Source organism: Pseudomonas cremoris, from assembly GCF_014230465.1.
The window spans coordinates 250675-275418 of record NZ_JAAXCY010000011.1 but is presented as its reverse complement, the minus strand read 5'-3'; the positions used below and the strand labels follow the sequence as shown (position 1 = coordinate 275418).

Here is a 24744-nt window from a genome sequence, read left to right as displayed (position 1 = left end):
GCTATCCCATGGTGGCGATTTTGTCGACGCCTTTGACCAGCAGGCTAAGCAACTTGACCCGTGTCACCACATTCAGATTCGCGGCAGCCAGTGATTCTGGCAGTGCGTGGGCTTCTTGGGTGCGCTTGTTCAGCATCATGTCACGTACTCCTCTTTTCACGCGCTTGTCTGCCGCAGCCGATTCAGGGGCGCCAATGTTAAATAGGTTGCCGGACACAGCGGGGCGGATTTCCTTGTTGGGCTGCCCGGTAGGGTTGAGCTGTGCGCTGAAGAAATTGATGTCGGAAGTTCCGTTGACGGCAACCGACGATTCCGCCTGAGTAAAACTGGACTCGCTTGTCGGGAGCCCCTCGTTGGTGATGTTCATGTGAAACTCCCTGGAACCTGTCGATTGCAGTACCTGTGTTGACAGTGATGACCTCCCCAGCCCGATCAGCTGAGGAGGTCAGTTGCTTATGGGTACCTAATACCCTTGACGAGACCCGCCATTGCCACGGCCTTATCGTTTTCAGCTCCTTTTTTCGTTTTATCAACGAGGTCAGCCAGCTTTTTTGCCTCGATTTGGTCCAATGCTGCTTGAGCGCCGATCGCCGAGCCAGTGCCACCACCAGAAGGAATAGAGGACATACAGTCACCTTTGTATACGGTTTGATTTGAATGCTGAAGGCGTTGTTCGCCGCCGACAGCGTAACGAGTCGTTGCTATCTGACTCGGATGTTGGGTGGTTTATGGAGTACAGATCGTTCCTCGTTCATATAGGGTATATATTTTTAGATGTTTCAGAAGTTAGGGTCATTGACGTGGGCTGGCTGAATATTAGTTTGAAGGTTTCAGTTTGATATCAAGGTTGGATATGTCCAGTTGTTTCATTCGATGGTAGAGCGTACGACGGGCAACCCCCAACTCTGCCGCCGCACTGTCGACACTATATCCATGGCGCTGCAGCGACTCTTCAATCATTACTCTTTCGACCTGTTGCAGACGTGCTTTCAAGTTGTTTTTTGTGTTTGGTGCAGCACTTGCAGGGAACAGAGTCAAGCCCAATACGTAGCGCTTGGCGGCTGAGCGAAGTTCACGGACATTGCCAAGCCATCGCTGGCACAGTAGTTCTTGCAGGAGCGTGCAAGCGGGCGTATGCAGAGGGTGCTTAAAGGCTTCTGCTTCCTGTTTAATCATGTTCAGGAACATGGGAATGATGAACTCTCTACGCTCCCGCAGAGGGGGTAGATGGATATGGACGACATTGAGGCGGAAATACAGATCACGTCGAAAAGCTCCTCGTTCCACCATCTCATGCAAGGACTGCTGGGCAGAAGCGATGACACGCATATCCACCCGTATGAACCGAGTCGAACCCAGGCGCTCGACCCCCCGGCATTCCAGCACCCGCAGCAGCTTGGCTTGAAGCGACAGCGGCATGCTGTCGATTTCATCGAGGTAGAGGGTGCCCAGATGGGCGGCCTCTATAAAGCCTGCCCGCGATTGCACCGCACCGGTGTAGGCACCGCTGTTGACGCCGAACAATTGGCTCTCGGCGAGGGTTTCCGGTATAGCGGCACAATTGACCGCGACGAAGTTGCCTTTACGTCCGGATAAACAATGGATGCGCTGCGCGAGTGTGTCCTTGCCCGTTCCGGTTTCTCCGAGCAATAGGACGTCAATGTTGTGGGGGGCGGTGTTGTTTACAGTAGATTCGATAATAGGGCAATCGATGAATGGTATATCGGAAATAAATGTGTTTTGGTTAACGGCCGACATATTGCTATTGCTCCTACATTGTTGCAACTTCCATGGGCGTAAAGTCGTCGAAAGTAAACCGGAAACGGTAAAAGTTGTCACTGTGTTTGCGTGCGTGCTCGGTCGCTGGTGATTTTGAAAGATCAGTCTTTGCAGGAAGTGTGAATATTAGTTGTGTGTAGATGCTTTGTGATGTGTAAGGTAAGTCTTAAGGTATTAGTGGGTAGTCTGAAAGTTGGCTGAATTAAGCTGGATCGTACCTATTTAATGGGTTTGTTGGTAGTGTGTGCGTGTATGTCGATTTTCAGGAATAACGCCCACAAAAAAGCCGATGCGGAGCATCGGCTTTTTATTTGCAGCAGTGTGGCTTACACGTTGAAACGGAAGTGCATCACGTCGCCATCTTTGACGATGTATTCCTTGCCTTCCAGGCGCCACTTACCGGCTTCCTTGGCACCGGCTTCACCCTTGTATTGGATGAAGTCGTTGTAGGCGATCACTTCGGCCCGGATGAAACCTTTTTCGAAGTCGGTGTGGATCACGCCGGCGGCCTGTGGCGCGGTGGCGCCGACCTTGACGGTCCATGCACGGACTTCTTCAACACCAGCGGTGAAGTAGGTTTGCAGGTTGAGCATTTCGTAACCGGCGCGGATCACACGGTTCAGGCCAGGCTCTTCCAGGCCCAGGGCCTCGAGGAACATGTCTTTTTCTTCGCCGTCATCCAGCTCGGCGATTTCCGCTTCGATCTTGTTGCACACAGGAACGACGATGGCGCCTTCTTCGTCGGCGATGGCCTTGACCACGTCCAGCAGCGGGTTGTTCTCAAAGCCGTCTTCGGCCACGTTGGCGATGTACATCACAGGCTTGGTGGTCAGCAGGTGGAAGCCCTTGATCACGGCCTTCTCGTCAGCGCCCATGTTCTTCATTAGGCTGCGTGCAGGCTTGCCTTCGGTGAAGTGTGCGATCAACTGCTCCAGCAGGCCTTTCTGGACCACTGCATCCTTATCGCCGCCCTTGGCGTTACGCGCGACTTTCTGCAGTTGCTTCTCGCAGCTGTCGAGGTCAGCGAAGATCAGTTCCAGGTCGATGATCTCGATGTCGCGTTTCGGGTCGACGCTGTTGGAGACGTGAATTACGTTCTCGTCTTCAAAGCAGCGGACTACGTGGGCGATAGCATCGGTCTCACGGATGTTGGCCAGGAACTTGTTACCCAGGCCTTCACCTTTCGACGCGCCGGCAACCAGGCCCGCGATATCGACGAATTCCATGGTGGTCGGCAGGATGCGCTTTGGATTGACGATGGCCGCCAGGGCGTCCAGGCGCGGATCCGGCATCGGCACGATACCGCTGTTGGGTTCGATGGTGCAGAAGGGGAAGTTCTCCGCCGCAATACCGGACTTGGTCAGGGCGTTGAACAGGGTGGATTTGCCGACGTTGGGCAGGCCGACGATGCCGCAATTGAATCCCATGGTGTTTCCCCTCGGTAAGAGTCAGGCCTTCTGGCTGTGCAGGTTTTTCATCGCGCGGTTCCATTCACCGGCGAAGATATCCGGCAGCACGCCGAGGGCAAAGTCGATGCTGGCATCGAGTTTTTCCTGTTCGGCGCGTGGCGCACGACCCAGGACGAAATTTGAAACCATACTGGCAACGCCTGGGTGGCCAATGCCGAGCCGCAGACGGTAGAAATTATTCTGATTACCCAGCTGCGCGATGATGTCGCGCAGGCCGTTGTGCCCACCATGCCCGCCACCAAGCTTGAGCTTGGCAACACCGGGTGGCAGATCCAGTTCGTCATGGGCCACCAGGATTTCCTCGGGTTTGATCCGAAAGAAACCCGCAAGCGCCGCGACAGCCTGGCCGCTGCGGTTCATGTAGGTGGTGGGAATCAATAGACGAACATCCTGACCCTGGTGCGAGAAGCGCCCGGTCAGGCCGAAATATTTGCGATCGGCCACAAGGTTCACACCTTGCGCGTGGGCGATGCGCTCAACAAAAAGGGCCCCCGCGTTATGCCGGGTCTGTTCGTATTCGGCGCCTGGATTTCCCAGGCCAACGATCAGTTTAATGGCAGTCACGACAGGGGCCCTTCCTTTGGAGTTGTGGATAACATCGCCGAACCGGTGTGCGGCGAAAGTGGACGACACTACATCATTTACTCAAGAGTAAACGCCGCGTTATCGCCCGCTTTCTCGCTACGTTTCGGTCCGCGATGTTTCCTCAAGCTCCGACATTACAGAGTGAATTACTCTGCAGCGCCTTCTTCAGCTTCTGGAGCAACGCGTGGAGCGTGAACGTTGGCAACAGCTTTGTCATCACCGTGAGCCAGTGCGACAAACTCAACGCCTTTAGGAGCTTTGAGGTCGGACAGGTGGATGATGGCGCCAACTTCAGCGGCCGACAGGTCGACTTCGATGAACTCAGGCAGGTCTTTTGGCAGGCAGGTCACTTCGATTTCGTTCACAACGTGAGAAATCTCGCCGCCTTTCTTGATCGGTGCTTCTTCACCGATGAAGTGTACAGGCACGGTAGCGGTCAGCTTCTGGCCAGCTACAACGCGGATGAAGTCAGCGTGCATGATGAACTGCTTGGACGGGTGACGCTGCATCGCTTTAACGATGACGTTCTGCTTGGCGCCGTCGACATTCAGCTCGATAACGTGGCTGTAGGCAGCTTCGTTTTCGAACAGTTTGGCGATTTCTTTGGCCAGGATGGTTACGGATTCAGCAGGCTTGTTGCCACCGTAAACAACAGCAGGGATGTTGGCGGCGTGACGCAGGCGGCGGCTCGCACCTTTCCCCAGGTCAGTACGCGCTTGAGCGTTCAGAGTAAAGTCAGTCATTTTGTATCTCCAAAATAGCCATCATCGAGTGGCGTTTGCGACCAGCGCCTGGCTCGATATGGGCAAAAAAGCCCCGCCCCAACAAAATGTCGGGGCGGGGCGCTTTTCGTCAGTGGGATAATCCGAAGGTTTGACCCTTAACGGAACATCGCGCTGATCGATTCTTCATTGCTGATGCGGCGAACCGCCTCGGCAACTACCGGTGCGATATCCAGTTGACGGATACGCGAACAGGCTTGAGCTGCAGCGGACAACGGGATGGTGTTGGTCACCACCAGTTCGTCCAGCATGGAGTTCTCGATGTTCTCGATCGCTCGGCCCGACAGCACAGGGTGTGTGCAGTAGGCGAAGACTTTTGCTGCACCGTGCTCTTTCAAGGCTTTCGCCGCGTGGCACAGGGTGCCGGCGGTGTCGACCATGTCATCAACCAGAATACAGGTACGCCCTTCGACATCACCGATGATATGCATCACTTCAGAGTGATTAGCTTTTTCACGGCGTTTGTCGATGATCCCGAGGTCCACGCCCAAGGATTTGGCAACAGCCCGTGCACGCACGACGCCACCAATGTCCGGGGACACGATCATCAGGTTTTCAAAGCGCTGGTCTTCGATGTCATCCACCAATACTGGGGAGCCGTAGATGTTATCTACCGGAATATCGAAGAACCCCTGGATTTGGTCAGCGTGCAGGTCAACCGTGAGAACACGGTCGATACCTACCACGGTCAGCATGTCAGCAACGACTTTCGCGCTGATAGCTACACGTGCGGAACGCGGACGGCGATCCTGACGGGCATAACCAAAGTAAGGGATTACAGCTGTGATTCGAGTCGCTGAGGAGCGGCGGAAGGCATCAGCCATCACGACGAGTTCCATCAGGTTATCGTTGGTCGGAGCGCAAGTCGGCTGAATAATGAAGACGTCTTTACCGCGGACGTTTTCATTGATCTCGGCTGTAATTTCGCCGTCGGAGAATTTACCGACAGAGATGTCACCGAGAGGGATATGCAGCTGACGTACGACACGTCGAGCCAGATCGGGGTTAGCATTCCCCGTAAAGACCATCATCTTGGACACGCGCAGTACCTAGAGGCTGAGGGTAACCTGGATGAGTATTAGAAAATGGCAGGGGCGGCTGGATTCGAACCAACGCATGGCAGGATCAAAACCTGCTGCCTTACCGCTTGGCGACGCCCCTGTATCTGTTGCAACGAGTGCCTAACACTCGGTTCCTTTTAGAGCAGACTTTGCAGCTTGCGATGCAACATCGAAACGTTGCTTCCCTTTGCTACAAACCCTGTAAGGGTCTCTGTAAGAAGGGCCGAGACTTTATCAGCTTCAGCTTTGCTTGGGAAGCCCCCAAACACACAACTTCCAGTTCCGGTTAATTTTGCTTCGGTAAATTTACCTAACAAATTCAAAGCGTTACGTACCTCTGGATAACGCCTTGCTACAACCGGTAAGCAGTCATTTCGACTGTTTCCCTTGGGAACGGGGCGCACTTTAATGGGAGAAGAGTTACGTGTCAACAACGGATCTGAAAAAATTTCTGCTGTACTTACAGATACTTGCGGCACAAGCACGAGATACCAAGGCTCTTCGGGCTCTACCGGGGTCAGTTTTTCGCCGACGCCCTCAGCAAATGCGGCGTGTCCACGCACGAAAACCGGGACGTCAGCCCCCAGTGAAAGGCCCAGCGCCGCGAGGCGATCGTGGTCCCAGCCCAGCTTCCACAAGTGATTCAGGCCCAGCAACGTGGTCGCCGCATTCGAGCTGCCGCCACCGATGCCACCGCCCATGGGCAAGATTTTTTCGATCCAGATGTCGATGCCGAGCGAACTGCCGGATTGCTCCTGAAGTTTTTTCGCCGCCTTCACGATCAAATTACTGTCGTGGGGCACGCCTTCGAATTCTGTGTGCAGCTTGATCACGCCATCGTCGCGAACGGCGAAGGTCAGCTCATCGCCGTAGTCGAGAAATTGAAACAGCGTCTGCAACTCGTGGTAGCCGTCTTCACGGCGACCCAAAATATGCAGCATCAGATTGAGTTTTGCGGGGGAGGGCAGGGTCAGGTGTTCTACGGTCACGTTATTGCCCCAGCTTGCGCGGTTGCCAGTCCTTGATCACCAGCGTGACGTCAAGGTCGGTGCCATGCAGCTTGATGCGCTCGGGCAACCAGTAACCGCTTTGTTCTACGTAGCTCAGGTATTCGACTTGCCAGCCATCCTGCTCCAGGGTGGCCAGGCGGCTATCGCCGTTGAGGCTCAGACGGCTCTTGCTGTCAGGTGCAGGCAACCCGCGTACCCACCAGACCAGGTGAGACACCGGTAGCTTCCAGCCAATCTGTTCTTCCAGTAGCGCTTCCGGCGAGGTCGCTTCATAGCGTCCCTGGTTGGCGACTTCGAGGCTGACTTGCCCCGGTCGGCCCGTCAGGCGCGCTGCGCCACGGCCCAGCGGCCCAGACAAGCGAATGTCGTAGTAGTCCTGGCGTTGCAGCCAGAACAGCGTACCGCTGCCCGAATCCTTTGGCGCGCGAACGCCGACTTTGCCTTCGATCTGCCAGCCGTCGATGCTGCTGAGCTGGTCTTTGTGCTGTTTCCATTGCGCCGGGTTGCCCTGGCCTTCGACGGATTCACGGCTGCCTATGCCCGCGCAACCGGCGAGCAGGGCGATGAGACTGAACACTACAACGTGGCGCAAGAACATAAGATTAAAGGGTCTCGGATCCGGTCAGGCGCTTGATGGTGCCGCGCAGGATGGGGCTTTCGGGTTGTTCCTTGAGGAATTTTTCCCAGACTTGTCGCGCTTCGCGCTGCTTGCCATTGGCCCATAGCACTTCGCCCAGGTGGGCGGCGACTTCCTGGTCGGGAAAGCGCTCCAGCGCTTGGCGCAGCAAACGTTCGGCCTCGTCCAGGTTGCCCAGGCGGTAATTCACCCAGCCCAGGCTGTCGAGCACGGCCGGGTCTTCCGGGTTGAGCTTGTGGGCTTGTTCGATCAGCACCTTGGCTTCGGCGTAGCGCGTAGTGCGATCCGACAGGGTATAGCCCAGGGCGTTGAGCGCCATGGCGTTGTCCGGGTCGCGCTTGATGATCAGGCGCAGGTCTTTTTCCATCTGCGCCAGGTCATTGCGTTTTTCCGCCTGCATGGCGCGGGTGTACAGCAAGTTGAGGTCGTCGGGGTACTGCAGCAAGGCTTGTTGCAGCAGTTTCCAGGCGCGCTCGCCTTGATTGTTGGCCGACAATGTTTCGGCCTGGATCAAATAGAGCTGGATCGCGTAGTCCGGTTCGGCATCCCGTGCCGCCGCCAGGCGTTTTTCTGCCTCGTCGGTGCGGCCGTTGCTCATCAGGATATCGGCTTGGCGAAGTTGGGCTGGCAGATAGTCATTGCCGGGGCCGACCTGAGCGTATTCAAGCAAGGCGGCCTGTGGATCATTGCGCTCTTCGGCAATGCGGCCGAGGTTCAGGTGCGCTGAATCTACATGGCTTTCGCGCTGGATCAGTTCTTCAAGGTAGCCCTTGGCCTCGTCCCAGGCCTTGGCTTCCAGGCACACCAGCGCCAGGGAGTAACGCAGTTCGTCGTCATCCGGGTACTGCTGGACCAGGTTGGCGAACTGCACTTTGGCGTCCTCCATGCGGTCCTGCTCTACCAGCATGCGCGCGTAAGTCAGTCGCAGGCGTTTGTCGTCCGGGTACTTCTTGATGCTTTTTTCCAGCAGCGGAATCGCTTCCTTGCCGCGATTGAGGTTTTGCAGCAGGCGCGCACGCAGCAGGATCGGGGCGATTTCGCCTTCTTCCGGCGGATTCTGCTCCAGCAACTTGAGCGCTGCGTCAGTCTCATCGTCCTGTTGCAGCAGCAAGGCCTTGCCGAAAATCAGCTGGCTGTTCTTGGGGTGCTTTTGCAGCAGGCGGTCAAAACTTTTCATCAGGCCATTGCGGGTGTCCTGGTCGGTGTCGGCGGCCGACAACGCGAGGAAGTCGAAATGCGTGTCACCCTTGCCCTGCAGGACCTTCTCCATATAAACCATAGAGTCGTCATAGCGCCCGGCCCGCGCCAATTGAATGGCCGCTGCCCGCTGCGCTTCCAGGTCGTCCGGCGCGTTTTTCGCCCAGATCAGCGACGTGTCCAATGCTGCCTGGTCGGCCCCAAGGTATTCGGCAATGCGGAATGCCCGCTCCGAGATCCCCGGATCCTGAGTGTTGATGGCCTGGGTCACGTAGTTATCCAGGGCAATATCGAAACGATTACGCTGGCCGGCGAGTTCTGCCGACAACAGGCTGTAGATCGTTTCTTCACTGAACGAGGAATAAACCTTGGGCTTTTCAGGGGCGGGGGTGCTGTCTTCCACCGGCGGCGTACCGTCCGGCGACACGGGGGCCAAGGCCTGGCAGCCGCTAAGGAAGACAAAAGCAAGGAGCAACGCGGAAGATCTATTCATATAGGAAGAGGACGACTAACCTGCGGTCGGATCATCATGACACAAGCCTTCGGCCAAACATAACCGAGTCTCAGTTGGTGCCTTTATAGACACAAGGCATTAGGACAATAGCCTACGGTGGTTGTTCTGAATCATTCGAAGTAGGACAATTGTCGGCTTCCCGACATCATCAGCGATATTGAATGGCCTTCCTCGCACTCGGTATTAACCATAAAACTGCCACCGTGGACGTGCGCGAGCGCGTGGCGTTTACGCCGGAGCAGTTGGTTGAGGCCTTGCAGCAGCTCTGCCGGCTCACCGACAGCCGCGAAGCTGCGATCCTTTCGACCTGCAATCGCAGCGAGCTTTATATAGAGCAGGAACATCTTTCAGCGGATGTGGTGCTGCGCTGGCTGGCTGATTACCACCATTTGAGCCTCGACGACCTGCGCGCAAGCGCTTATGTGCACGAAGAGGATGCGGCAGTTCGTCACATGATGCGTGTGGCCGCCGGTCTCGACTCGCTGGTATTGGGCGAGCCGCAGATCCTGGGCCAGATGAAGTCCGCCTACGCCGTGGCGCGTGAAGCCGGTACCGTCGGTCCGCTGCTTGGCCGTTTGTTCCAGGCCACGTTCAACTCCGCCAAGCAGGTGCGCACCGACACCGCCATCGGTGAAAACCCGGTGTCCGTGGCATTTGCCGCCGTCAGCCTGGCCAAACAGATTTTCAGTGACTTGCAGCGCAGCCAGGCCCTGCTGATCGGCGCCGGCGAGACCATCACCCTGGTCGCCCGCCATCTGCATGACCTGGGTGTGAAGCGCATTGTGGTGGCCAATCGCACGCTTGAACGGGCCAGCATCCTCGCCGAACAATTCGGCGCCCATGCCGTGCTGCTCTCGGACATTCCGGCTGAATTGGTGCGCAGCGATATCGTTATCAGCTCCACCGCCAGTCAATTGCCGATCCTGGGCAAAGGCGCGGTCGAGAGCGCACTAAAGCTGCGCAAGCACAAGCCGATTTTTATGGTGGATATCGCTGTTCCCCGTGATATCGAGCCCGAAGTCGGCGAGTTGGACGACGTTTACCTCTATAGCGTCGACGATCTGCACGAAGTCGTCGCTGAAAACCTCAAGAGTCGCCAGGGCGCAGCCCAGGCCGCCGAGGAAATGGTCAGCACCGGCGCCGAAGATTTCATGGTGCGCCTGCGCGAACTGGCGGCGGTGGATGTGCTCAAGGCCTATCGTCAGCAGGGTGAACGCCTGCGCGACGAGGAGTTGAGCAAGGCCCAGCGCTTGCTGGCCAATGGCAGCAGCGCTGAAGAAGTGCTGATGCAACTGGCCCGAGGCCTCACCAACAAATTGCTCCACGCGCCTAGCGTACAGCTTAAAAAATTGACTGCCGAAGGCCGCCTCGATGCGCTGGCCATGGCCCAAGAACTTTTTGCCCTCGGTGAGGGCGCGTCAGATAGCTCTTCGGATAAAAAACCGCAATGAAAGCGTCACTGCTCAATAAACTGGACGTGCTCCAGGACCGTTTCGAAGAACTGACCGCCTTGCTCGGCGATGGCGAAGTCATTGCCGATCAGACTAAATTCCGTGCCTATTCCAAGGAATACGCCGAAGTTGAGCCGGTGGTGGCCACCTATAAAAACCTGCTGAAAGTGCAGGCCGACCTTGAAGGCGCCCAGGCGCTGCTCAAGGACAGCGACCCGGACATGCGTGAAATGGCCGTGGAAGAAGTCCGCGAGGCCAAGGAAAAACTCGCCGAGCTGGAAGGCGACCTGCAACGCATGCTGCTGCCTAAAGACCCGAATGACGGCCGTAACGTGTTTCTCGAAATCCGCGCGGGCACCGGCGGTGACGAAGCGGCGATCTTCTCCGGCGACCTGTTCCGCATGTATTCGCGGTATGCCGAGCGTCGTGGCTGGCGCGTGGAAATCCTCTCGGAGAACGAGGGCGAGCACGGTGGCTATAAAGAAGTCATCGCGCGGGTTGAAGGCGACAACGTCTACGGCAAGCTCAAGTTCGAGTCCGGTGCCCATCGCGTGCAGCGTGTTCCGGCGACTGAGTCGCAGGGGCGTATCCACACCTCCGCCTGCACCGTGGCCGTGTTGCCCGAGCCGGACGAGCAGGAAGCCATCGAGATCAACCCGGCAGACCTGCGAGTCGACACGTACCGTTCGTCGGGCGCCGGCGGCCAGCACGTCAACAAGACTGATTCTGCAATCCGCATTACTCACTTGCCGTCGGGCATCGTGGTGGAGTGCCAGGAAGAACGTTCCCAGCACAAGAACCGGGCGCGGGCCATGTCCTGGCTGTCGGCCAAGCTCAACGACCAGCAAACCAGTGCCGCTGCCAACGCGATTGCCAGCGAGCGTAAGTTGCTGGTGGGCTCGGGCGACCGCTCCGAGCGCATCCGTACCTACAACTTTGCCCAGGGCCGGGTCACCGACCACCGGGTCAACCTCACCCTCTATTCCCTCGACGAGATTCTTGCCGGTGGTGTTGACGCGGTGATCGAGCCGTTGCTCGCCGAATACCAGGCTGACCAACTGGCAGCGATAGGTGAATAAATGACCATCATTGCCAGCTTGCTACGCGCCGCCGACCTGCCCGACTCGCCCACCGCGCGCCTGGATGCCGAATTGTTGCTGGCCGCGTCCCTGGGCAAGTCCCGCAGTTATTTGCACACCTGGCCGGAAAAAATTGTCAGCAGCGAAGACGCATTGACCTTTGCGGGCTACCTGCAACGCCGTCGCGGCGGTGAGCCGGTCGCGTACATCCTCGGCCAGCAGGGCTTCTGGAAGCTCGACCTGGAAGTAGCGCCCCACACACTGATCCCGCGCCCAGACACTGAATTGCTGGTGGAAGCCGCCCTGGAATTATTGCCGGCTACGCCTACCCAGGTCCTGGACTTGGGCACCGGCAGCGGCGCCATCGCCCTGGCCCTGGCCAGCGAACGCCCGGCCTGGCACGTCACTGCCGTCGACCGCGTGCTGGAAGCCGTTGCCCTGGCCGAACGCAACCGCCAGCGCCTGCACCTCAAGAACGCCACGGTGTTGAACAGTCATTGGTTCAGCGCCCTGCAAGGCCACAGCTTCGACCTGATCATCAGCAACCCGCCGTACATCGCCGCCAACGACCCACACCTGGTGGCCGGTGACGTGCGTTTTGAACCGGCCAGTGCGTTGGTCGCAGGTCAAGACGGCCTGGACGACCTGCGCCAGATCATCAAGGAAGCCCCCGCGCATTTGAATGCCGGTGGCTGGCTGTTGCTTGAACATGGCTACGACCAAGCCCCCGCCGTGCGCGACCTGTTGCAAAGCCAGGGTTTTGAAGACGTGCACAGCCGTATCGACCTCGGCGGTCACGAACGCATCACGTTGGGACGCCGCCCGTGCTGACCGACCAGGAGCTGTTGCGCTATAGCCGGCAGATCCTGTTGCAGCAGGTCGACATCGAGGGGCAATTGCGCCTGAAAAACGGCCGCGCCCTGATCATCGGCCTCGGCGGGCTGGGGGCACCGGTAGCGCTGTATCTGGCAGCGGCGGGGGTGGGTGAACTGCATCTGGCCGATTTCGATACCGTCGACCTGACCAACCTGCAACGCCAGATCATCCACGACACCGACAGCGTCGGGCAGACCAAAGTCGATTCGGCCCTGCGCCGGCTGACTGCGATCAACCCCGAGATCAAGCTGATTACCCATCGCAGCGCGCTGGATGCCGATTCGTTGGCGGCGGCGGTCGATGCGGTAGACGTGGTGCTTGATTGCAGTGACAACTTTTCTACCCGCGAAGCGGTCAACGCCGCCTGTGTGGCCGCCACCAAGCCCTTGATCAGCGGCGCCGCGATTCGGCTGGAAGGGCAGTTGTCGGTGTTTGATCCGCGCCGCCCCGAAAGCCCCTGCTACCACTGTATCTACGGGCACGGCAGCGACACCGAACTCACCTGCAGCGAAGCCGGCGTGGTGGGGCCGCTGGTGGGCCTGGTCGGTAGCCTGCAAGCCTTGGAAGCCTTGAAGTTGCTGGCCGGTTTCGGCGAGCCGTTGGTGGGGCGCTTGCTGCTGATCGATGCCTTGACCACACGTTTTCGCGAGCTGCGCGTCAAGCGTGATCCCGGTTGCAGCGTGTGCGGGACGCAACATGGTTAAGGACGCGCCCATCGGTGTGTTCGATTCCGGCGTCGGCGGGTTGTCGGTGCTGGATGAAATTCAGCAACTGCTGCCCCACGAATCGCTGCTGTACATGGCCGATTGCGGGCATATCCCGTACGGCGAAAAAAGCCCTGCATTCATTCTTGAGCGCTCGCGAAGGGTTGCTGAATTCTTTCGTGAAAAAGGCGTAAAGGCGTTTGTAATTGCCTGTAACACCGCGACGGTCGCGGCGGTTGCGGACCTGAGGCAGGACTACCCGGACTGGCCACTGGTGGGCATGGAGCCTGCCGTCAAACCGGCGGCTGCCGCCACCCGCAGTGGCGTGGTCGGCGTACTCGCTACCACCGGCACGCTGCAAAGCGCAAAATTTGCCGCCTTGCTCGACCGGTTTGCCACTGATGTCCGGGTCATCACCCAACCCTGCCCTGGCCTGGTGGAACTGATCGAAACCGGCGACCTGAACAGCCCGGCTTTGCGCCACATGCTGCTGGGCTATCTAGCGCCGTTGCTCAGCGCCGGCTGCGACACCATCATCCTCGGCTGCACCCACTATCCTTTCCTCAAGCCGCTTTTGGCGCAGATGCTGCCACCCAGCATCATCCTCATCGACACCGGCGCTGCCGTGGCGCGCCAGCTCAAGCGTTTGCTGGGCGAGCGTGACGTGTTGGCCGACGGCAATCCTGAACCGGCACAGTTCTGGACCAGCGGCGACGTGTATCACCTAAGAAATATCCTACCAACACTATGGAAATATCCGGGCGTTGTGCGAAGCTTCGGTGCGTGAAAAATTCGTGAAATACCGGGGGAATAAGCTGGAACTTCTGTCTACGCGCCAGCTTCTATAGCCAGTTAGTCTGTACAAAAACCATAAACTTTGTTCGGAAGGGATGTTTCTTATGAAGCGCTTGTTCTGTTTGGCTGCGATTGCGGCCGTTGTTGTAGGACACTCTGTTTCAGCCCAGGCCGCGGGCCTGGAATTGGGGGTGGGGAGTACCAGTGATTCGACCATGACCTATCGGCTGGGGCTGACGTCGGACTGGGATAAAAGCTGGTGGCAGAGCGAAACAGGTCGTCTGACCGGCTATTGGAGTGGCGCCTACACCTATTGGGACGGTGACAAGCGCGCGAGCGTGAGCAGCCTGTCGTTCTCGCCGGTGTTTGTGTACGAATTTGCCGGGGAAAAGGTCAAGCCCTACATCGAGGCGGGAATCGGTGTAGCGGTGTTCTCGCGCACGCGGGTCGAGGACAACAATATCGGCCAGGCCTTTCAGTTCGAAGACCGTTTGGGTTTCGGCCTGCGCTTTGCCGGTGGGCATGAAGTGGGGATTCGTGCCACGCACTATTCCAACGCGGGCATCAGCAGCAACAACGATGGGGTAGAAAGCTACTCGCTGCACTACACCTTGCCGCTGTAACCCTTCAAAACACCGCATGACCAATGTGGGAAGAGCTTGTGTGGGAGCGGGCTTGCTCGCGAAGGCTGTGTGTCAGTCGCTGAAAATGTTGACTGATACCCCGCCTTCGCGAGCAAGCCCGCTCCCACATTTGGATCTGCTCTTATCTGAAAGTCAGCGATACGCCGTCGCAATCCCCTGCCGCTCTTCAAGGCACTCCGGCGCACCCATCTCGAACTCCCGGCAAATCAACGGCCGTCGTTCATAGATCGTGCACATCATGGTGTCCCGGTCCAGCGCGGCGCACCAGCCGTCGTCCAGGCGCAGCATCACTTCGCCGCCCCAATCGTCGGTATCGATATAGCGCTCCGGCACGCCCGTGTCGGTGATCAGCATCACTTCCAATTGGCAGCAGCAGGCTGCGCAAGTCGAGCAGGTGACGGCGGGTTCGGTGATTTGGGTGTGGGGGATGTTGGTCATAGGCGCGCAGTGTAAGGCAAGCCGGTGTCGCGCGTATGAATGCTCTGACGGGCGTCAGTGTCCGAGTTGATCCGCAACCCAGTGCAGTACGGGAAACAGCAGCGCCCAGAGCAGGGCCAGGCCCATCAGCGTGGTGGCGGTGCCATAGCCGAAACTGACCCCGGCCAATTGGCTGCCCGCGTAATACGACAGCGGTCCACCCACCGCACCCAACAGGCTGGATCGCCACCAGGGCTGTGCACTCCAGGCCAAGCAATGACGCAACGTGGTCGCCAACAATGCCCACAACAGGATCAACCAAAACGGAATCAACGGCCCCGGCAGGCTGAAATGAAACACGCCGAAGGTGCGCAGCGAGGTGTCGATCACTGTTCCCAACAAGGTCACGGCGAGGATCACTTGGCCGTCCTTGGACCAGGCGCTGATCCACAGCAGGTGGATGGCCAGAACCGCCAACCCCACCAGCAACCATCGACTATCCCCGCCAAGTACACAGGCAAACCAGCCACACTGGAACAGTACGGCATTCGCCAGCGGTTTAAGCACTGAAACGCCCGAGCAATGGCGGGTTAAGCGCGGCCGGCTTGGCCAACAGTAATTGTGCGGTACCAATCGTGCGTTCCATAAACCCACCCTCGCAGTAGCACAAGTAGAACTCCCACAAGCGCAGGAAGTACTCATCGTAGCCCAACTCTGCAAGACGGCCATGGGCGCGGCGAAAGTTCTCATGCCACAGGCGCAGGGTTCGCGCGTAGTGCAGGCCGAAATCCTCCATGTGCATCAGGTTCATATCGGTGTCGCGGCTGACGATCTCCAGCATCTTTTGCACACAGGGCAGGGCGCCGCCGGGGAAGATGTAACGCTGGATAAAGTCGACATTGCTCTTGGCTTGCTCGTAGCGTTGGTCGCGGATGGTGATGGCTTGCAGCAACATCAGGCCATTGTCCTTGAGCAGGTGCGCGCACTGTTTGAAGTAGGTCGGCAGGAAGCGATGGCCCACCGCTTCGATCATTTCGATGGACACCAATTTGTCGTACTGGCCAGTGAGGTCGCGGTAGTCCTGCAACAGCAGGGTGACCTGGCCTTGCAGCCCCAGGGCCTCGATACGTTTTTCGGTGTAGGCGAACTGTTCCTTGGACAAGGTCGTGGTGGTGACCTTGCAGCCGTAGTACTGCGCGGCATACAACGCCATGCTGCCCCAGCCGGTGCCGATTTCCAGCAGATGGTCGTCGGCCTTGAGCGCGAGCTTCTGGCAGATACGTTCCAGTTTGTTCAGTTGCGCCTGTTCCAGGGTGTCGTCGGGTGTCAGGAACTGCGCCGCCGAGTACATCATGGTCGGGTCGAGGAATTCCTCGAACAGGTCGTTCCCCAGGTCGTAGTGGGCGGCGATGTTTTTTTGCGAGCCTTTGCGCGTATTGCGGTTGAGCCAGTGCAAACCCTGGGTGAGTGGCCGAGCCAGGCGTGCCAGGCCGCCTTCCATCGCGTCGAGCACGTCTAGGTTGCTGACCATCACGCGCACCACCGCGGTCAGGTCCGGGCTGCTCCAGTAACCATGGATATACGCCTCGCCGGCGCCGATGGAACCGTTGGCCGCCACCAGGCCCCACGCCGCCGGATCGAGGATCTGGATTTCCCCCAGCAGGTGCGCCTCGCGTGCGCCGAACACTTGGCGTTCACCCTCCTCAATCACCACCAACTGGCCATGGCGCAGTTGGCTGAGTTGACGTAGTACGGCCTTGCGCAGCAGTGTGCTGGTCATGCCGTTGACGTTCAGGCGGTTGGCCTTGACCGATAAGCTAGGGGTTTTCATGGCGGCGATCCTTGGGATACCCGACTGCAATACGAGCGTCGCCATCGGCGGCCCGGTGGGGGAAAATCGGTGTGCGTTTGAGCAACAGGCGCAGGGCCTGCCAGTAGATAGCGAGGCAGGTCTTGGCGGTCATCCACGGAAAGCGCCACAGGTAGCGATGCAAGCTGGCGCGGTTGAGGGCTTCCTTTTGCAGGCTCAAGGTGGCATCGAAGACTTTTTGCGTACCCTGCCAGTCGGCCATATGCACGCCAAGCCTGGCGGCGGGCGGGCTGAAGCTCATGCGGTATTCCAGGTCACGCGGCAGGAACGGTGACACATGAAAGGCCTTGGCCACGGCGAAATGCTGGTGCTCATCGGCGCCCAGTGCCAGGGCCGGCAGCACGTAGTGATAGCGCTCGCGCCATGGGGTGTTGGTCACTTCACACAGGATCGCGGCCAGTTGCCCGTCGGCCTCGAAGCAGTAGAAGAAACTCACGGGGTTAAAGGCCAGGCCCCAACTGCGGGCCTGGGTCAGTAGGCAGATAACGCCCTGGGGCGTACGCCCCAGCGCCTTGCCGACTTCTTGGCGCACGGCATCGCTCAAGCTCATGCCGGTACGCGTCAATTCACGCAGGTAGTCCTGCTGGCGAAACCCGAACGGCGCAAAGCGACTGGGTCCGGCCAGGGGCGATAGCCCAAGTACCTCATGTTCCTCGCTCAAATCCAAATACAGCAAGCCGATGCGGTAGCGAAAGGCATGAGCCTTGGGCGCAAACCGGCGATGGGCAATCCAGCCGCTGTACAGGGCGCTGTTCACAGGCTTTCCCCGAACGCTTGGGCCACGCGCAGGGCGCTGACCACGCCGTCTTCGTGAAAGCCGTTAGCCCAGTAAGCGCCGCAGTAAAAGGTGTTGCGGGTGCCGAACAATTCTTCCCAACGTGCTTGGGCCGCCACCGCCGCGAGGCTGTATTGCGGGTGGGCGTAGGTGTAGCGAGCCAGCACTTTCAGCGGGTTGATCGCCGACGTCTGGTTGAGGCTGACGCAAAAGGTGGTGTCGCTGTCGATACCTTGCAGGATGTTCATGTCATAGGTGACCGCCGCCTGGGTCTGGGCGTTTCCGCTCAGCCGGTAATTCCAGCTGGCCCAGGCCAGTTTGCGGTCGGGCAGCAGGCGGGTGTCGGTGTGCAGCACCACGTCGTTGTCGGCATAGGGGAGGGCGCCAAGGATCTCTTGCTCGGCCTGGCTGGGGTCGGCGAGCAACGCCAGGGCCTGGTCGCTGTGACAGGCAAACACCACGCGGTCAAAGGCCTCGCTGCCAGCTGGGCTGTGGATAACCACGCCGTCGCCGGTACGCTCGACTTTATCCACAGGGCAGTTGAGGCGGATCTGTTCGCGAAAGCGGCGGGTCAGCGGCTCGATATAGCTGCTGGAGCCGCCCTCGATCACGCACCATTGCGGGCGATTGCTCACCGAGAGCAACCCGTGGTTCTTGAAGAAACGCACAAAAAATTGCAATGGAAAGCCGAGCATGTCCGCCAGGGACATCGACCAGATCGCCGCGCCCATCGGCACGATGTAATGCCTGACAAATCGTTCGCCGTAGCCGCCCGCGTTGAGGTAGTCGCCCAGGGTCATCTCGGCGCTGATGCGCTGCTCTTGCAGGTCCAGCGGCGCCTGGCGGTTGAAGCGCAGGATGTCGCGCAACATGCCCCAAAACCCCGGCGACAGGATATTGCGACGCTGGGCAAACAGGCTGTTGAGGTTGTTGCCGTTGTACTCGAGCCCGGTCTGTTCGTCGCACACCGAAAAGCTCATCTCGGTGGGTTTGAACTTGACCCCGATCTGCCCCAGCAGACGGATGAAGTTGGGGTAGGTCCAGTCGTTGAACACGATAAAACCGGTGTCCACCGCATAGCGTTTACCCTCGACGGTGACATTGACCGTGTGGGTGTGCCCGCCGATACGGTCGCCCGCTTCGAACAGCGTGATCTCATGCTGGCGGCTGAGCAGGTAGGCGCTGGTCAGTCCGGCGATGCCGCTGCCGATAATGGCGATCTTCACAGGTCGTCCTTTTTCGGTGGCGGGCTACGCAGCATGCGTTTGCCGATGATCAGCTGGGCGCGGTTGGGCAACTTCGACAGCGGCCACAGGGTGGCGATGAACAGCGCGGGAAAGGCGATTTCCAGCGGACGCTTTTCCAGCTTGGCGAAGATATGTCGCGCAGCCTTGTCCGCCGGCCAGCTCAAGGGCATCGGGAAGTCGTTGCGTTCGGTCAATGGCGTGTCGACAAACCCCGGGCTGACCACCGTCACGTCGATGTTTTCCGGTGACAGGCTGATACGCAGGGATTCGAATAGGTAGCGCAGGCCTGCCTTCGACGCGCCGTAGGCTTCGGCGCGCGGCATCGGCAGGTAGGTCACCGCACTCGCGACGCCTACCAGATGAGGCGTGCGACCCGCGCGCAGCAACGGCAAGGCGGCCTCGATGCAGTAACTGCTGGCCAGCAGGTTGGTGCGCACCACGTGCTCGATGATCGATGAATCAAATTGCTTGGCGTCGACATATTCACAGGTGCCGGCGTTCAGGATCACGGTGTCCAGCGCGCCCCAGGCCGCCTGGATCTGTTCGCCGATTTCACGCACGGTCTGGCTGTTGGTCAGGTCGCCGGCCACCACCAGCACCTGGCCCGGATAGTGTGCGGCCAGCGTGTCCAAAGGGCCTTTGGAGCGGGAACTCACGGCAACATGAGCGCCGCTGTTGAGCAGCTCGATGGCCAGCGCGGCACCGATACCACTGCTGGCGCCGGTCAGCCAATAACGACGGGGCGTCGGTGCGTTCATGCCATTCTCCTTTTCAGCCAGCCGACGACATTGCCCAGCACGGGCAAGTGTTCATACAACATGGCGCCGGCATCGAAATAGTCGCGGTGGCGGTAGACCTTGTCGCGCCACATCAAGTGAGAACAACCTTCAACCCGGATCACCTTGCCGTTGGCCAGGCGCGGGTGGCAAAAACTCATCTTCCAACGTAGGTAACCTTCGCCTTCGGCCACCTGGTCGAAACCGTAAAAGTCGAAGCGTAGCTGGCTGACATTGCTGTACAGCTCGGCGAAGTAGCGGTGCATGGCAGGCAGGCCATGCACTTCATGCAACGGGTCGGCAAAGGCGATGTCCTGACTGTACAAGCTGTCGAGCAGGTGCAGGTTGTGCTTGTCCAGCGTGGCGAAGGCTTGGGCGAACCGGCGCAGGAAGTCACTCATGAATGCCTCCGGCGGCTTCGCGCGACGGCAGGCTGCGGAAGGCGGCCAAGGCGCGTTCGCGGGATTTTTTCAGGTCGACGATGGCTCGCGGGTAGTCGGCCACGCCAAACAATCCGCCGACTGCTTCGGGGTTGTGCACGTCTTTTTTATTCAGCGCGGCCAGCTCCGGCAGCCAGTGCTTGATGAAGACGCCTTCGCTGTCGAATTTTTCCGATTGGCTCAGCGGGCTGAAAATCCGGAAATACGGCGCTGAGTCGGTGCCGGTGGATGAGCTCCACTGCCACCCGCCGTTGTTGGCGGCCAAGTCGCCGTCGATCAGGTGGCGCATGAAGAAGCGCTCGCCTTCGCGCCAGTCGATCAGCAAATTCTTGGTGAGGAACATCGCCACCACCATGCGCAGGCGGTTGTGCATCCAGCCGGTTTCGAGCAATTGGCGCATGGCCGCGTCAATGATCGGCAAGCCGGTGCGGGCCTCCTGCCAGGCGGCGAGATCCTTAGGGGCATCGCGCCAGGCGACCGCTTCGGTTTCGGGGCGGAATGCGCGGTGGCGAGACACCCGTGGGTAGCCCACCAGGATATGTTTGTAGAACTCGCGCCACAGCAGCTCGTTGATCCAGGTGATGGCGCCCGTGTCACCGCTTTCGAATTCACCCTGATTGGTTTGCAGGGCGGCATGCAGGCACTGGCGCGGCGAAACCACGCCGGCGGCAAGGTACGCCGAGAGCTGGCTGGTGCCGGGCTTGGCGGGGAAGTCGCGTTCGTCCTTGTAATAGCTGATCTGCTGGTCGGCGAAGGCCTCGAGACGGCGGCGGGCTTCATCTTCACCGGCTGGCCAGAGGACGCGCAGCGTGTCGCTGGGCGGTTCGAAGCCCTCGACGGTTTGCGGCACGGTGTCGCCCTTTATCGCGAGTTTTGCCTGGGCCTTCGGCGTAGCCACCAGGCGCGGCAAGCTGCTGTGCAGGCGGGTGTAGCAAACCTTGCGGAACTGGCTGAACACCTGGAAATACGTGCCGGTCTTGGTCAGCACGCTGCCGGGTTGGAAAAACAGTTGGTCCAGGTAGCTGTGGAAGCTCACACCGTCGGCTTCCAATGCCTTGGACACGGCCGCATCGCGACGGCTCTCGTGGATGCCGTACTCCTCGTTGACGTGCACCGACTCCACCGACAGCTCGCGGCACAACTGGCTCAACACGGCTGGCGCCTGGTCCCAAGTCGGTGTGGTGCGGATCAGCAGCGGGATATTCAGATCAGCCAGCGCTTGGCTCAGGTGCTGCACATTACGCAGCCAGAAATCCACTTTGCACGGCGCATCGTCGTGGGCCCGCCACTGCTCAGGCGTGATCAGGTAAACGGCCGCGATCGGGCCCCGCTGGCTCGCGGCGGCCAGGGCGGTGTTGTCGTGTAGGCGCAGGTCGGTGCGCAGCCAGATCAAATGCATTTAAAGAAGTCCACGCTGGATCAGTATCTGGTGGGCCGACAGTGGGTCTTCGGCCACGAACAATTCAGGGGTGTCACGGGTTAATACGGCCAACTCGGCCTGGTGGATGCATACCGTTGGTCCGACTATCAACTTTGGGCAACTGACGCCGCCCAGAAGTTTTGCGAATGCCGACAGGTGGAGCGCCTTGCTTGAATACATCAGCACGGCGCGCGGTTGCAGGTGTTCCACCGCCAGGCCCAGCTCGCCGGCGGGCAGCGGCCAGTCGAACACTTCCACCGGGCAGTTGTCGCTGCTGGCCAGCCAGGCGCTCAGCCACAAATGCGGTTCCAGAGGGAGGTCGGACTGGTTGACCAGCAGCAACGCCGGCCCCTGCAATTGGCGGTTGTTGTGATAGATGCGCGCCCCAAACTTGCTGCGCAGCCAGGACAGGAAAAATACCCGTTCCATCTGCGCGCCAAACTGGCCCTGCCAGCGTTGTTCCAGTTCATGCAGCAGCGGCAGCAGTAGTTGCTCGCACAGGGTGCGTGGCGGATAGAGCGCCATGGCTTGGTTGAAGGCATCGTCGACCCGGCGTTCGGCCAGTTCGCTGATGGCTTGCACCAGGTTTTGGCGCAAGGTGTGCCATTCGTTCTCTACCGCATCGGGAATCGGCTGGGCGGAATCGATCAAGCCTTTGACCTGGCTGACCGGCACGCCGCGATTGAGCCAGGTGAGGATGGTGTGGATGCGTTGCACATGTTCATCGCTGAACAGTCGATGGCCCTTGGGCGTGCGCTGGGGCACGATCAGGCCATAGCGGCGCTCCCACGCGCGCAGGGTCACGGCGTTGACGCCGGTCTGGCGCGCCACTTCGCGGATCGGCAGCCAGCCGTCTTCGATGGCTTGGGTGAGGTCTTCTTGCAGGGCTGCTTTCATGGGTTAGATCGCGTTACGCAGGCTGAGATTTTCCGGGTGCGGTTGCAGGTAGGCCTGCTGCGCGATGTAGCGGTCCGGGTGTTGGCGAAAGTGGTGTTTAAGCAAGGTCAACGGCACCACCAGCGGCACGATGCCGTGGCGGTACTGGCCGATGACGGTCTGCATTTCCTGTTTGTCGTCGGCGCTGATGACCTGCTTGAGGTAGCCACTGATGTGTTGCAGCACGTTGGTGTGGGTGCCACGGGTGGCGCACTTGCTGAGGCCGGTCATCAGCTCGCTGAAATAACAGGCGGCCAGCTCATCGAGGTTGGCATCCTTGCCCATGCTGCCCAGCAAGTGGCCGAGGCTTTTGTAATGCGCCGGGCTGTGGGCCATCAGCAAGTATTTGTAGCGCGAGTGAAAGGCCAGCAGGCGGTGGCGGGTCAGGCCTTCGGCGAGCAGCTGTTGCCAGCTGGCGTAGACAAAAACGCGGGTCAGGAAATTTTCGCGCAGCACCGGGTCATTCAGCCGGCCGTCCTCTTCGACGGGTAGGTTGGGGTGGCGTGTGCAAAAGGCCTGGGCGTAGATGCCGCGCCCGCCGCCGTCCACCGGGGTGCCGTTGTCGCGGTAGACCTTGACCCGTTCCAGGCCACAGGACGGCGATTTCTGCATGAAGATGTAGCCGCACAGGTCGGTGTGTTCCGTGGCCATCTGCTGGCCGTAATCATCCAGTGGCTGGGTCACATTCAGTTCGCGGTGCACGGTGCCCACGGCTTGCGGATGCGCCGGGTCGCCCACCAGGCGTATCGGCTCACGGGGAATGCCCAGGCCAATGGCGACCTCTGGGCACAACGGCACAAAGTCGAAGTAGTCGGCGAGGGTCTGGCTGCACAGCAGGGATTGTTTATGTCCGCCGTTGAAGCGCACGTTCTCGCCCAGCAGGCAGGCGCTGATCGCGATCTTCGGTTTGTGGGTGCTGGACATGGTCGAACCTCTGCAAGATTCCTGTACAAGATCGAAAGCTTGTACAACTAAATCTCATCATAGGTTTGATGCTGTACAAGTCAAATTATTTGTACAGGTTTTGCGGCGGGGCTACTGCCAACCGATTTTCCAGTCTTCGGCATTTTGCAGGGTTTGCCAGGCGAGGCGTTCGACGCGTCGGGTCATGACGGCCTGCAGTTCGATTTCCAGCACGGTGCCTTCTTCGTCGCGGAACAGTTCGGTGACCAGGAAGTGTTTTTCCTTGTTCTGGGGGCGTGCTGCTGTCCACTTCGACAGCAGCAATTTGGCGGGATTGATGCGGTTCATTGCAGGTGTTCAATCAAGCGTCGCGCGGCTTCCTGGCCGCTGAGCCACGCACCCTCGACTCGGCCTGACAGGCACCAGTCGCCACACACGTACAGGCCCAGGTCGGCGTCGGCCAGCACGCCGAATTCATGGCTGCTGGAGGGGCGCGCGTAGAGCCAGCGGTGCGCCAGGCTGAACGACGGCGCAGGCATGGCGCTGTGCAGCAGTTCGGCAAATGCGCCGTGCAGGTGTTCGATCACCGCTTCCTTGGGCAGGTCCAGGTGGGCCCTGCTCCAGGCGCTGGTGGCGTGCAGCACCCAGGTGTCGAGGGCCGTGTCGCGCCCCGGTTTGCTGCGGTTGCGCGCCAGCCAGTCGAGGGGGCTGTCCTGCACGAAGCAGCCTTCCATGGGGGTGTCCAGCGGGGTGTCGAAGGCCAGGGCGATGGCCCAGGTAGGATCCATCTTCACGCCGGCGGCGGCACTCGCCAGCTTCGGCGCGGCGGCCAGCAGGGCAGTGGCTTGGGGCGCTGGGGTGGCAATGATCACGTGGCTGAATGGGCCGTGGTTGCCGCCGTCGGCGTCCAGCAGGTTCCAGTGCTGGGTGCCCTGGAACACTTCGGTGATACGGCAACCGAACTCCACTGGAAGGTCATCGAGCAGTGCGCGGGTGATTGCACTCATGCGCGGCGTGCCGACCCAGCGGATCTGTTCATCGGGGGAGGGCGTGAGCTGGCCGGACTTGAAGTTGTACAGCTGGGGTTTCCACTGCTCGGCCCAGCCGTTGCTTTGCCAGCGCTGCACTTCGTTGACGAAGCGCCGGTCGCGGGCGGTGAAGTATTGCGCGCCCATGTCCAGTGAGCCGGCATCGCTGCGCTTGCTGGACATGCGGCCGCCACTGCCACGGCTTTTATCGAAGAGTTGTACAACGTGCCCCGCGTCTCGTAACGCTCGGGCGGCGGAGAGACCGGCGATGCCGGTGCCAATGATCGCGATGGGAACAGTCATGGGAGGCCTCGTTTTACCGTTGTGCACAGACTACGCCGACACCAAT

28 protein-coding genes and 1 tRNA gene are annotated in these 24744 nt (G+C 59.6%); 6 read left to right on the top strand and 23 right to left on the bottom strand.

Annotated features, from left to right (window positions below; genetic code table 11):
- Position 1: 1 nt before the first annotated feature.
- From HF257_RS25950 to HF257_RS25900, 11 genes are all read right to left on the bottom strand, one after another.
- Positions 2–367, bottom strand: coding sequence for a hypothetical protein (locus tag HF257_RS25950; protein ID WP_185712122.1), 366 nt, complete (start codon positions 365–367; stop codon positions 2–4).
- An 86-nt stretch (positions 368–453) separates the two neighbouring features.
- On the bottom strand, positions 454–627 hold the full coding sequence (locus tag HF257_RS25945) for a hypothetical protein (RefSeq protein WP_185708253.1): 174 nt from the start codon (positions 625–627) through the stop codon (positions 454–456).
- A 189-nt stretch (positions 628–816) separates the two neighbouring features.
- Positions 817–1758 carry a sigma 54-interacting transcriptional regulator gene (locus tag HF257_RS25940; RefSeq protein WP_185708254.1) on the bottom strand — a complete coding sequence of 314 codons (942 nt, stop codon included), beginning with the start codon at positions 1756–1758 and terminating at the stop codon, positions 817–819.
- Positions 1759–2105: 347 nt separating this feature from the next.
- Positions 2106–3206 carry a redox-regulated ATPase YchF gene (gene ychF / locus HF257_RS25935; RefSeq protein WP_185708255.1) on the bottom strand — a complete coding sequence of 367 codons (1101 nt, stop codon included), beginning with the start codon at positions 3204–3206 and terminating at the stop codon, positions 2106–2108.
- Positions 3207–3227: 21 nt separating this feature from the next.
- Positions 3228–3812: an aminoacyl-tRNA hydrolase gene (pth, locus tag HF257_RS25930; protein ID WP_010213318.1), complete on the bottom strand. Its 585-nt coding sequence runs from the start codon at positions 3810–3812 to the stop codon at positions 3228–3230.
- Between the two features lie 167 nt (positions 3813–3979).
- Positions 3980–4576, bottom strand: a complete 597-nt coding sequence (locus HF257_RS25925) for a 50S ribosomal protein L25/general stress protein Ctc (RefSeq protein ID WP_185708256.1) — start codon at positions 4574–4576, stop codon at positions 3980–3982.
- A 137-nt stretch (positions 4577–4713) separates the two neighbouring features.
- Entirely contained in the window at positions 4714–5655 is a 942-nt protein-coding gene (locus HF257_RS25920; RefSeq protein ID WP_003208392.1) for a ribose-phosphate pyrophosphokinase, read from the bottom strand.
- Positions 5656–5701: 46 nt separating this feature from the next.
- Positions 5702–5776: transfer RNA gene (locus HF257_RS25915), tRNA-Gln, on the bottom strand.
- 37 nt (positions 5777–5813) lie between these two features.
- The gene (gene ispE, locus HF257_RS25910) at positions 5814–6617 is read right to left on the bottom strand and encodes a 4-(cytidine 5'-diphospho)-2-C-methyl-D-erythritol kinase (RefSeq protein WP_198913632.1); all 804 of its coding nucleotides are present in this window, start codon (positions 6615–6617) and stop codon (positions 5814–5816) included.
- Between the two features lie 49 nt (positions 6618–6666).
- Entirely contained in the window at positions 6667–7284 is a 618-nt protein-coding gene (lolB, locus tag HF257_RS25905) for a lipoprotein insertase outer membrane protein LolB (RefSeq protein ID WP_185708258.1), read from the bottom strand.
- A 4-nt stretch (positions 7285–7288) separates the two neighbouring features.
- Positions 7289–9013, bottom strand: a complete 1725-nt coding sequence (locus HF257_RS25900; RefSeq protein WP_185708259.1) for a tetratricopeptide repeat protein — start codon at positions 9011–9013, stop codon at positions 7289–7291.
- Positions 9014–9195: 182 nt separating this feature from the next.
- Between HF257_RS25900 and hemA the strand changes: the two genes are divergently transcribed.
- The 6 genes from hemA (at position 9196) to HF257_RS25870 (ending at position 14562) form a co-directional block, all read left to right on the top strand.
- A complete protein-coding gene (gene hemA, locus HF257_RS25895; protein WP_185708260.1) occupies positions 9196–10485 on the top strand; it encodes a glutamyl-tRNA reductase in 1290 nt (429 codons plus the stop codon).
- Positions 10482–11564 carry a peptide chain release factor 1 gene (gene prfA, locus HF257_RS25890; protein ID WP_185708261.1) on the top strand — a complete coding sequence of 361 codons (1083 nt, stop codon included), beginning with the start codon at positions 10482–10484 and terminating at the stop codon, positions 11562–11564. Before hemA ends, prfA begins: the two co-directional genes overlap by 4 nt.
- Positions 11565–12395: a peptide chain release factor N(5)-glutamine methyltransferase gene (gene prmC / locus HF257_RS25885; protein WP_185708262.1), complete on the top strand. Its 831-nt coding sequence runs from the start codon at positions 11565–11567 to the stop codon at positions 12393–12395.
- Positions 12389–13144 (top strand): molybdopterin-synthase adenylyltransferase MoeB, encoded by a 756-nt coding sequence (locus tag HF257_RS25880; protein WP_185708263.1) that lies wholly within the window; start codon positions 12389–12391, stop codon positions 13142–13144. Before prmC ends, HF257_RS25880 begins: the two co-directional genes overlap by 7 nt.
- A complete protein-coding gene (gene murI / locus HF257_RS25875) occupies positions 13137–13931 on the top strand; it encodes a glutamate racemase (RefSeq protein WP_185708264.1) in 795 nt (264 codons plus the stop codon). The genes HF257_RS25880 and murI overlap by 8 nt, the downstream gene beginning before the upstream one ends.
- A 112-nt stretch (positions 13932–14043) precedes the next feature.
- On the top strand, positions 14044–14562 hold the full coding sequence (locus HF257_RS25870) for an acyloxyacyl hydrolase (RefSeq protein WP_185712121.1): 519 nt from the start codon (positions 14044–14046) through the stop codon (positions 14560–14562).
- 153 nt (positions 14563–14715) lie between these two features.
- Here the strand turns inward: HF257_RS25870 and HF257_RS25865 are convergent, their stop codons facing one another.
- From HF257_RS25865 to HF257_RS25810, 12 genes are all read right to left on the bottom strand, one after another.
- Positions 14716–15021 carry a YkgJ family cysteine cluster protein gene (locus HF257_RS25865; protein WP_056859129.1) on the bottom strand — a complete coding sequence of 102 codons (306 nt, stop codon included), beginning with the start codon at positions 15019–15021 and terminating at the stop codon, positions 14716–14718.
- Positions 15022–15075: 54 nt separating this feature from the next.
- A complete protein-coding gene (locus HF257_RS25860; RefSeq protein ID WP_185708266.1) occupies positions 15076–15567 on the bottom strand; it encodes a DUF2878 domain-containing protein in 492 nt (163 codons plus the stop codon).
- Positions 15560–16831, bottom strand: a complete 1272-nt coding sequence (locus tag HF257_RS25855) for an SAM-dependent methyltransferase (protein ID WP_185708267.1) — start codon at positions 16829–16831, stop codon at positions 15560–15562. The genes HF257_RS25860 and HF257_RS25855 overlap by 8 nt, the downstream gene beginning before the upstream one ends.
- A complete protein-coding gene (locus tag HF257_RS25850) occupies positions 16818–17627 on the bottom strand; it encodes a DUF1365 domain-containing protein (protein WP_185708268.1) in 810 nt (269 codons plus the stop codon). The genes HF257_RS25855 and HF257_RS25850 overlap by 14 nt, the downstream gene beginning before the upstream one ends.
- Positions 17624–18871 (bottom strand): NAD(P)/FAD-dependent oxidoreductase, encoded by a 1248-nt coding sequence (locus HF257_RS25845; protein WP_185708269.1) that lies wholly within the window; start codon positions 18869–18871, stop codon positions 17624–17626. Before HF257_RS25845 ends, HF257_RS25850 begins: the two co-directional genes overlap by 4 nt.
- The gene (locus HF257_RS25840) at positions 18868–19650 is read right to left on the bottom strand and encodes an SDR family NAD(P)-dependent oxidoreductase (RefSeq protein ID WP_185708270.1); all 783 of its coding nucleotides are present in this window, start codon (positions 19648–19650) and stop codon (positions 18868–18870) included. The genes HF257_RS25845 and HF257_RS25840 overlap by 4 nt, the downstream gene beginning before the upstream one ends.
- Positions 19647–20069 carry a nuclear transport factor 2 family protein gene (locus tag HF257_RS25835; RefSeq protein ID WP_185708271.1) on the bottom strand — a complete coding sequence of 141 codons (423 nt, stop codon included), beginning with the start codon at positions 20067–20069 and terminating at the stop codon, positions 19647–19649. The genes HF257_RS25840 and HF257_RS25835 overlap by 4 nt, the downstream gene beginning before the upstream one ends.
- The gene (gene phrB / locus HF257_RS25830) at positions 20062–21507 is read right to left on the bottom strand and encodes a deoxyribodipyrimidine photo-lyase (RefSeq protein WP_185708272.1); all 1446 of its coding nucleotides are present in this window, start codon (positions 21505–21507) and stop codon (positions 20062–20064) included. The genes HF257_RS25835 and phrB overlap by 8 nt, the downstream gene beginning before the upstream one ends.
- Positions 21508–22425: a MerR family transcriptional regulator gene (locus tag HF257_RS25825; protein WP_185708273.1), complete on the bottom strand. Its 918-nt coding sequence runs from the start codon at positions 22423–22425 to the stop codon at positions 21508–21510.
- 3 nt (positions 22426–22428) lie between these two features.
- Positions 22429–23388, bottom strand: coding sequence for a YbgA family protein (locus tag HF257_RS25820; RefSeq protein ID WP_185708274.1), 960 nt, complete (start codon positions 23386–23388; stop codon positions 22429–22431).
- A 111-nt stretch (positions 23389–23499) separates the two neighbouring features.
- Positions 23500–23715 carry a TIGR02450 family Trp-rich protein gene (locus HF257_RS25815; RefSeq protein ID WP_185708275.1) on the bottom strand — a complete coding sequence of 72 codons (216 nt, stop codon included), beginning with the start codon at positions 23713–23715 and terminating at the stop codon, positions 23500–23502.
- A complete protein-coding gene (locus HF257_RS25810) occupies positions 23712–24698 on the bottom strand; it encodes an NAD(P)/FAD-dependent oxidoreductase (protein WP_185708276.1) in 987 nt (328 codons plus the stop codon). The genes HF257_RS25815 and HF257_RS25810 overlap by 4 nt, the downstream gene beginning before the upstream one ends.
- Positions 24699–24744: the final 46 nt, after the last annotated feature.

What these genes read in the sequence shown, in the direction of transcription:
- HF257_RS25950 (WP_185712122.1), bottom strand. Translation starts at nt 367, where the DNA reads ATGAACATCACCAACGAGGGGCTCCCGACAAGCGAGTCCAGTTTTACT.
- HF257_RS25945 (WP_185708253.1), bottom strand. Translation starts at nt 627, where the DNA reads ATGTCCTCTATTCCTTCTGGTGGTGGCACTGGCTCGGCGATCGGCGCT.
- HF257_RS25940 (WP_185708254.1), bottom strand. Translation starts at nt 1,758, where the DNA reads ATGTCGGCCGTTAACCAAAACACATTTATTTCCGATATACCATTCATC.
- ychF (WP_185708255.1), bottom strand. Translation starts at nt 3,206, where the DNA reads ATGGGATTCAATTGCGGCATCGTCGGCCTGCCCAACGTCGGCAAATCC.
- HF257_RS25925 (WP_185708256.1), bottom strand. Translation starts at nt 4,576, where the DNA reads ATGACTGACTTTACTCTGAACGCTCAAGCGCGTACTGACCTGGGGAAA.
- ispE (WP_198913632.1), bottom strand. Translation starts at nt 6,617, where the DNA reads ATGCTGCATATTTTGGGTCGCCGTGAAGACGGCTACCACGAGTTGCAG.
- lolB (WP_185708258.1), bottom strand. Translation starts at nt 7,284, where the DNA reads ATGTTCTTGCGCCACGTTGTAGTGTTCAGTCTCATCGCCCTGCTCGCC.
- HF257_RS25900 (WP_185708259.1), bottom strand. Translation starts at nt 9,013, where the DNA reads ATGAATAGATCTTCCGCGTTGCTCCTTGCTTTTGTCTTCCTTAGCGGC.
- hemA (WP_185708260.1), top strand. Translation starts at nt 9,196, where the DNA reads ATGGCCTTCCTCGCACTCGGTATTAACCATAAAACTGCCACCGTGGAC.
- prfA (WP_185708261.1), top strand. Translation starts at nt 10,482, where the DNA reads ATGAAAGCGTCACTGCTCAATAAACTGGACGTGCTCCAGGACCGTTTC.
- prmC (WP_185708262.1), top strand. Translation starts at nt 11,565, where the DNA reads ATGACCATCATTGCCAGCTTGCTACGCGCCGCCGACCTGCCCGACTCG.
- murI (WP_185708264.1), top strand. Translation starts at nt 13,137, where the DNA reads ATGGTTAAGGACGCGCCCATCGGTGTGTTCGATTCCGGCGTCGGCGGG.
- HF257_RS25870 (WP_185712121.1), top strand. Translation starts at nt 14,044, where the DNA reads ATGAAGCGCTTGTTCTGTTTGGCTGCGATTGCGGCCGTTGTTGTAGGA.
- HF257_RS25865 (WP_056859129.1), bottom strand. Translation starts at nt 15,021, where the DNA reads ATGACCAACATCCCCCACACCCAAATCACCGAACCCGCCGTCACCTGC.
- HF257_RS25855 (WP_185708267.1), bottom strand. Translation starts at nt 16,831, where the DNA reads ATGAAAACCCCTAGCTTATCGGTCAAGGCCAACCGCCTGAACGTCAAC.
- HF257_RS25840 (WP_185708270.1), bottom strand. Translation starts at nt 19,650, where the DNA reads ATGAACGCACCGACGCCCCGTCGTTATTGGCTGACCGGCGCCAGCAGT.
- HF257_RS25835 (WP_185708271.1), bottom strand. Translation starts at nt 20,069, where the DNA reads ATGAGTGACTTCCTGCGCCGGTTCGCCCAAGCCTTCGCCACGCTGGAC.
- phrB (WP_185708272.1), bottom strand. Translation starts at nt 21,507, where the DNA reads ATGCATTTGATCTGGCTGCGCACCGACCTGCGCCTACACGACAACACC.
- HF257_RS25825 (WP_185708273.1), bottom strand. Translation starts at nt 22,425, where the DNA reads ATGAAAGCAGCCCTGCAAGAAGACCTCACCCAAGCCATCGAAGACGGC.
- HF257_RS25820 (WP_185708274.1), bottom strand. Translation starts at nt 23,388, where the DNA reads ATGTCCAGCACCCACAAACCGAAGATCGCGATCAGCGCCTGCCTGCTG.
- HF257_RS25815 (WP_185708275.1), bottom strand. Translation starts at nt 23,715, where the DNA reads ATGAACCGCATCAATCCCGCCAAATTGCTGCTGTCGAAGTGGACAGCA.
- HF257_RS25810 (WP_185708276.1), bottom strand. Translation starts at nt 24,698, where the DNA reads ATGACTGTTCCCATCGCGATCATTGGCACCGGCATCGCCGGTCTCTCC.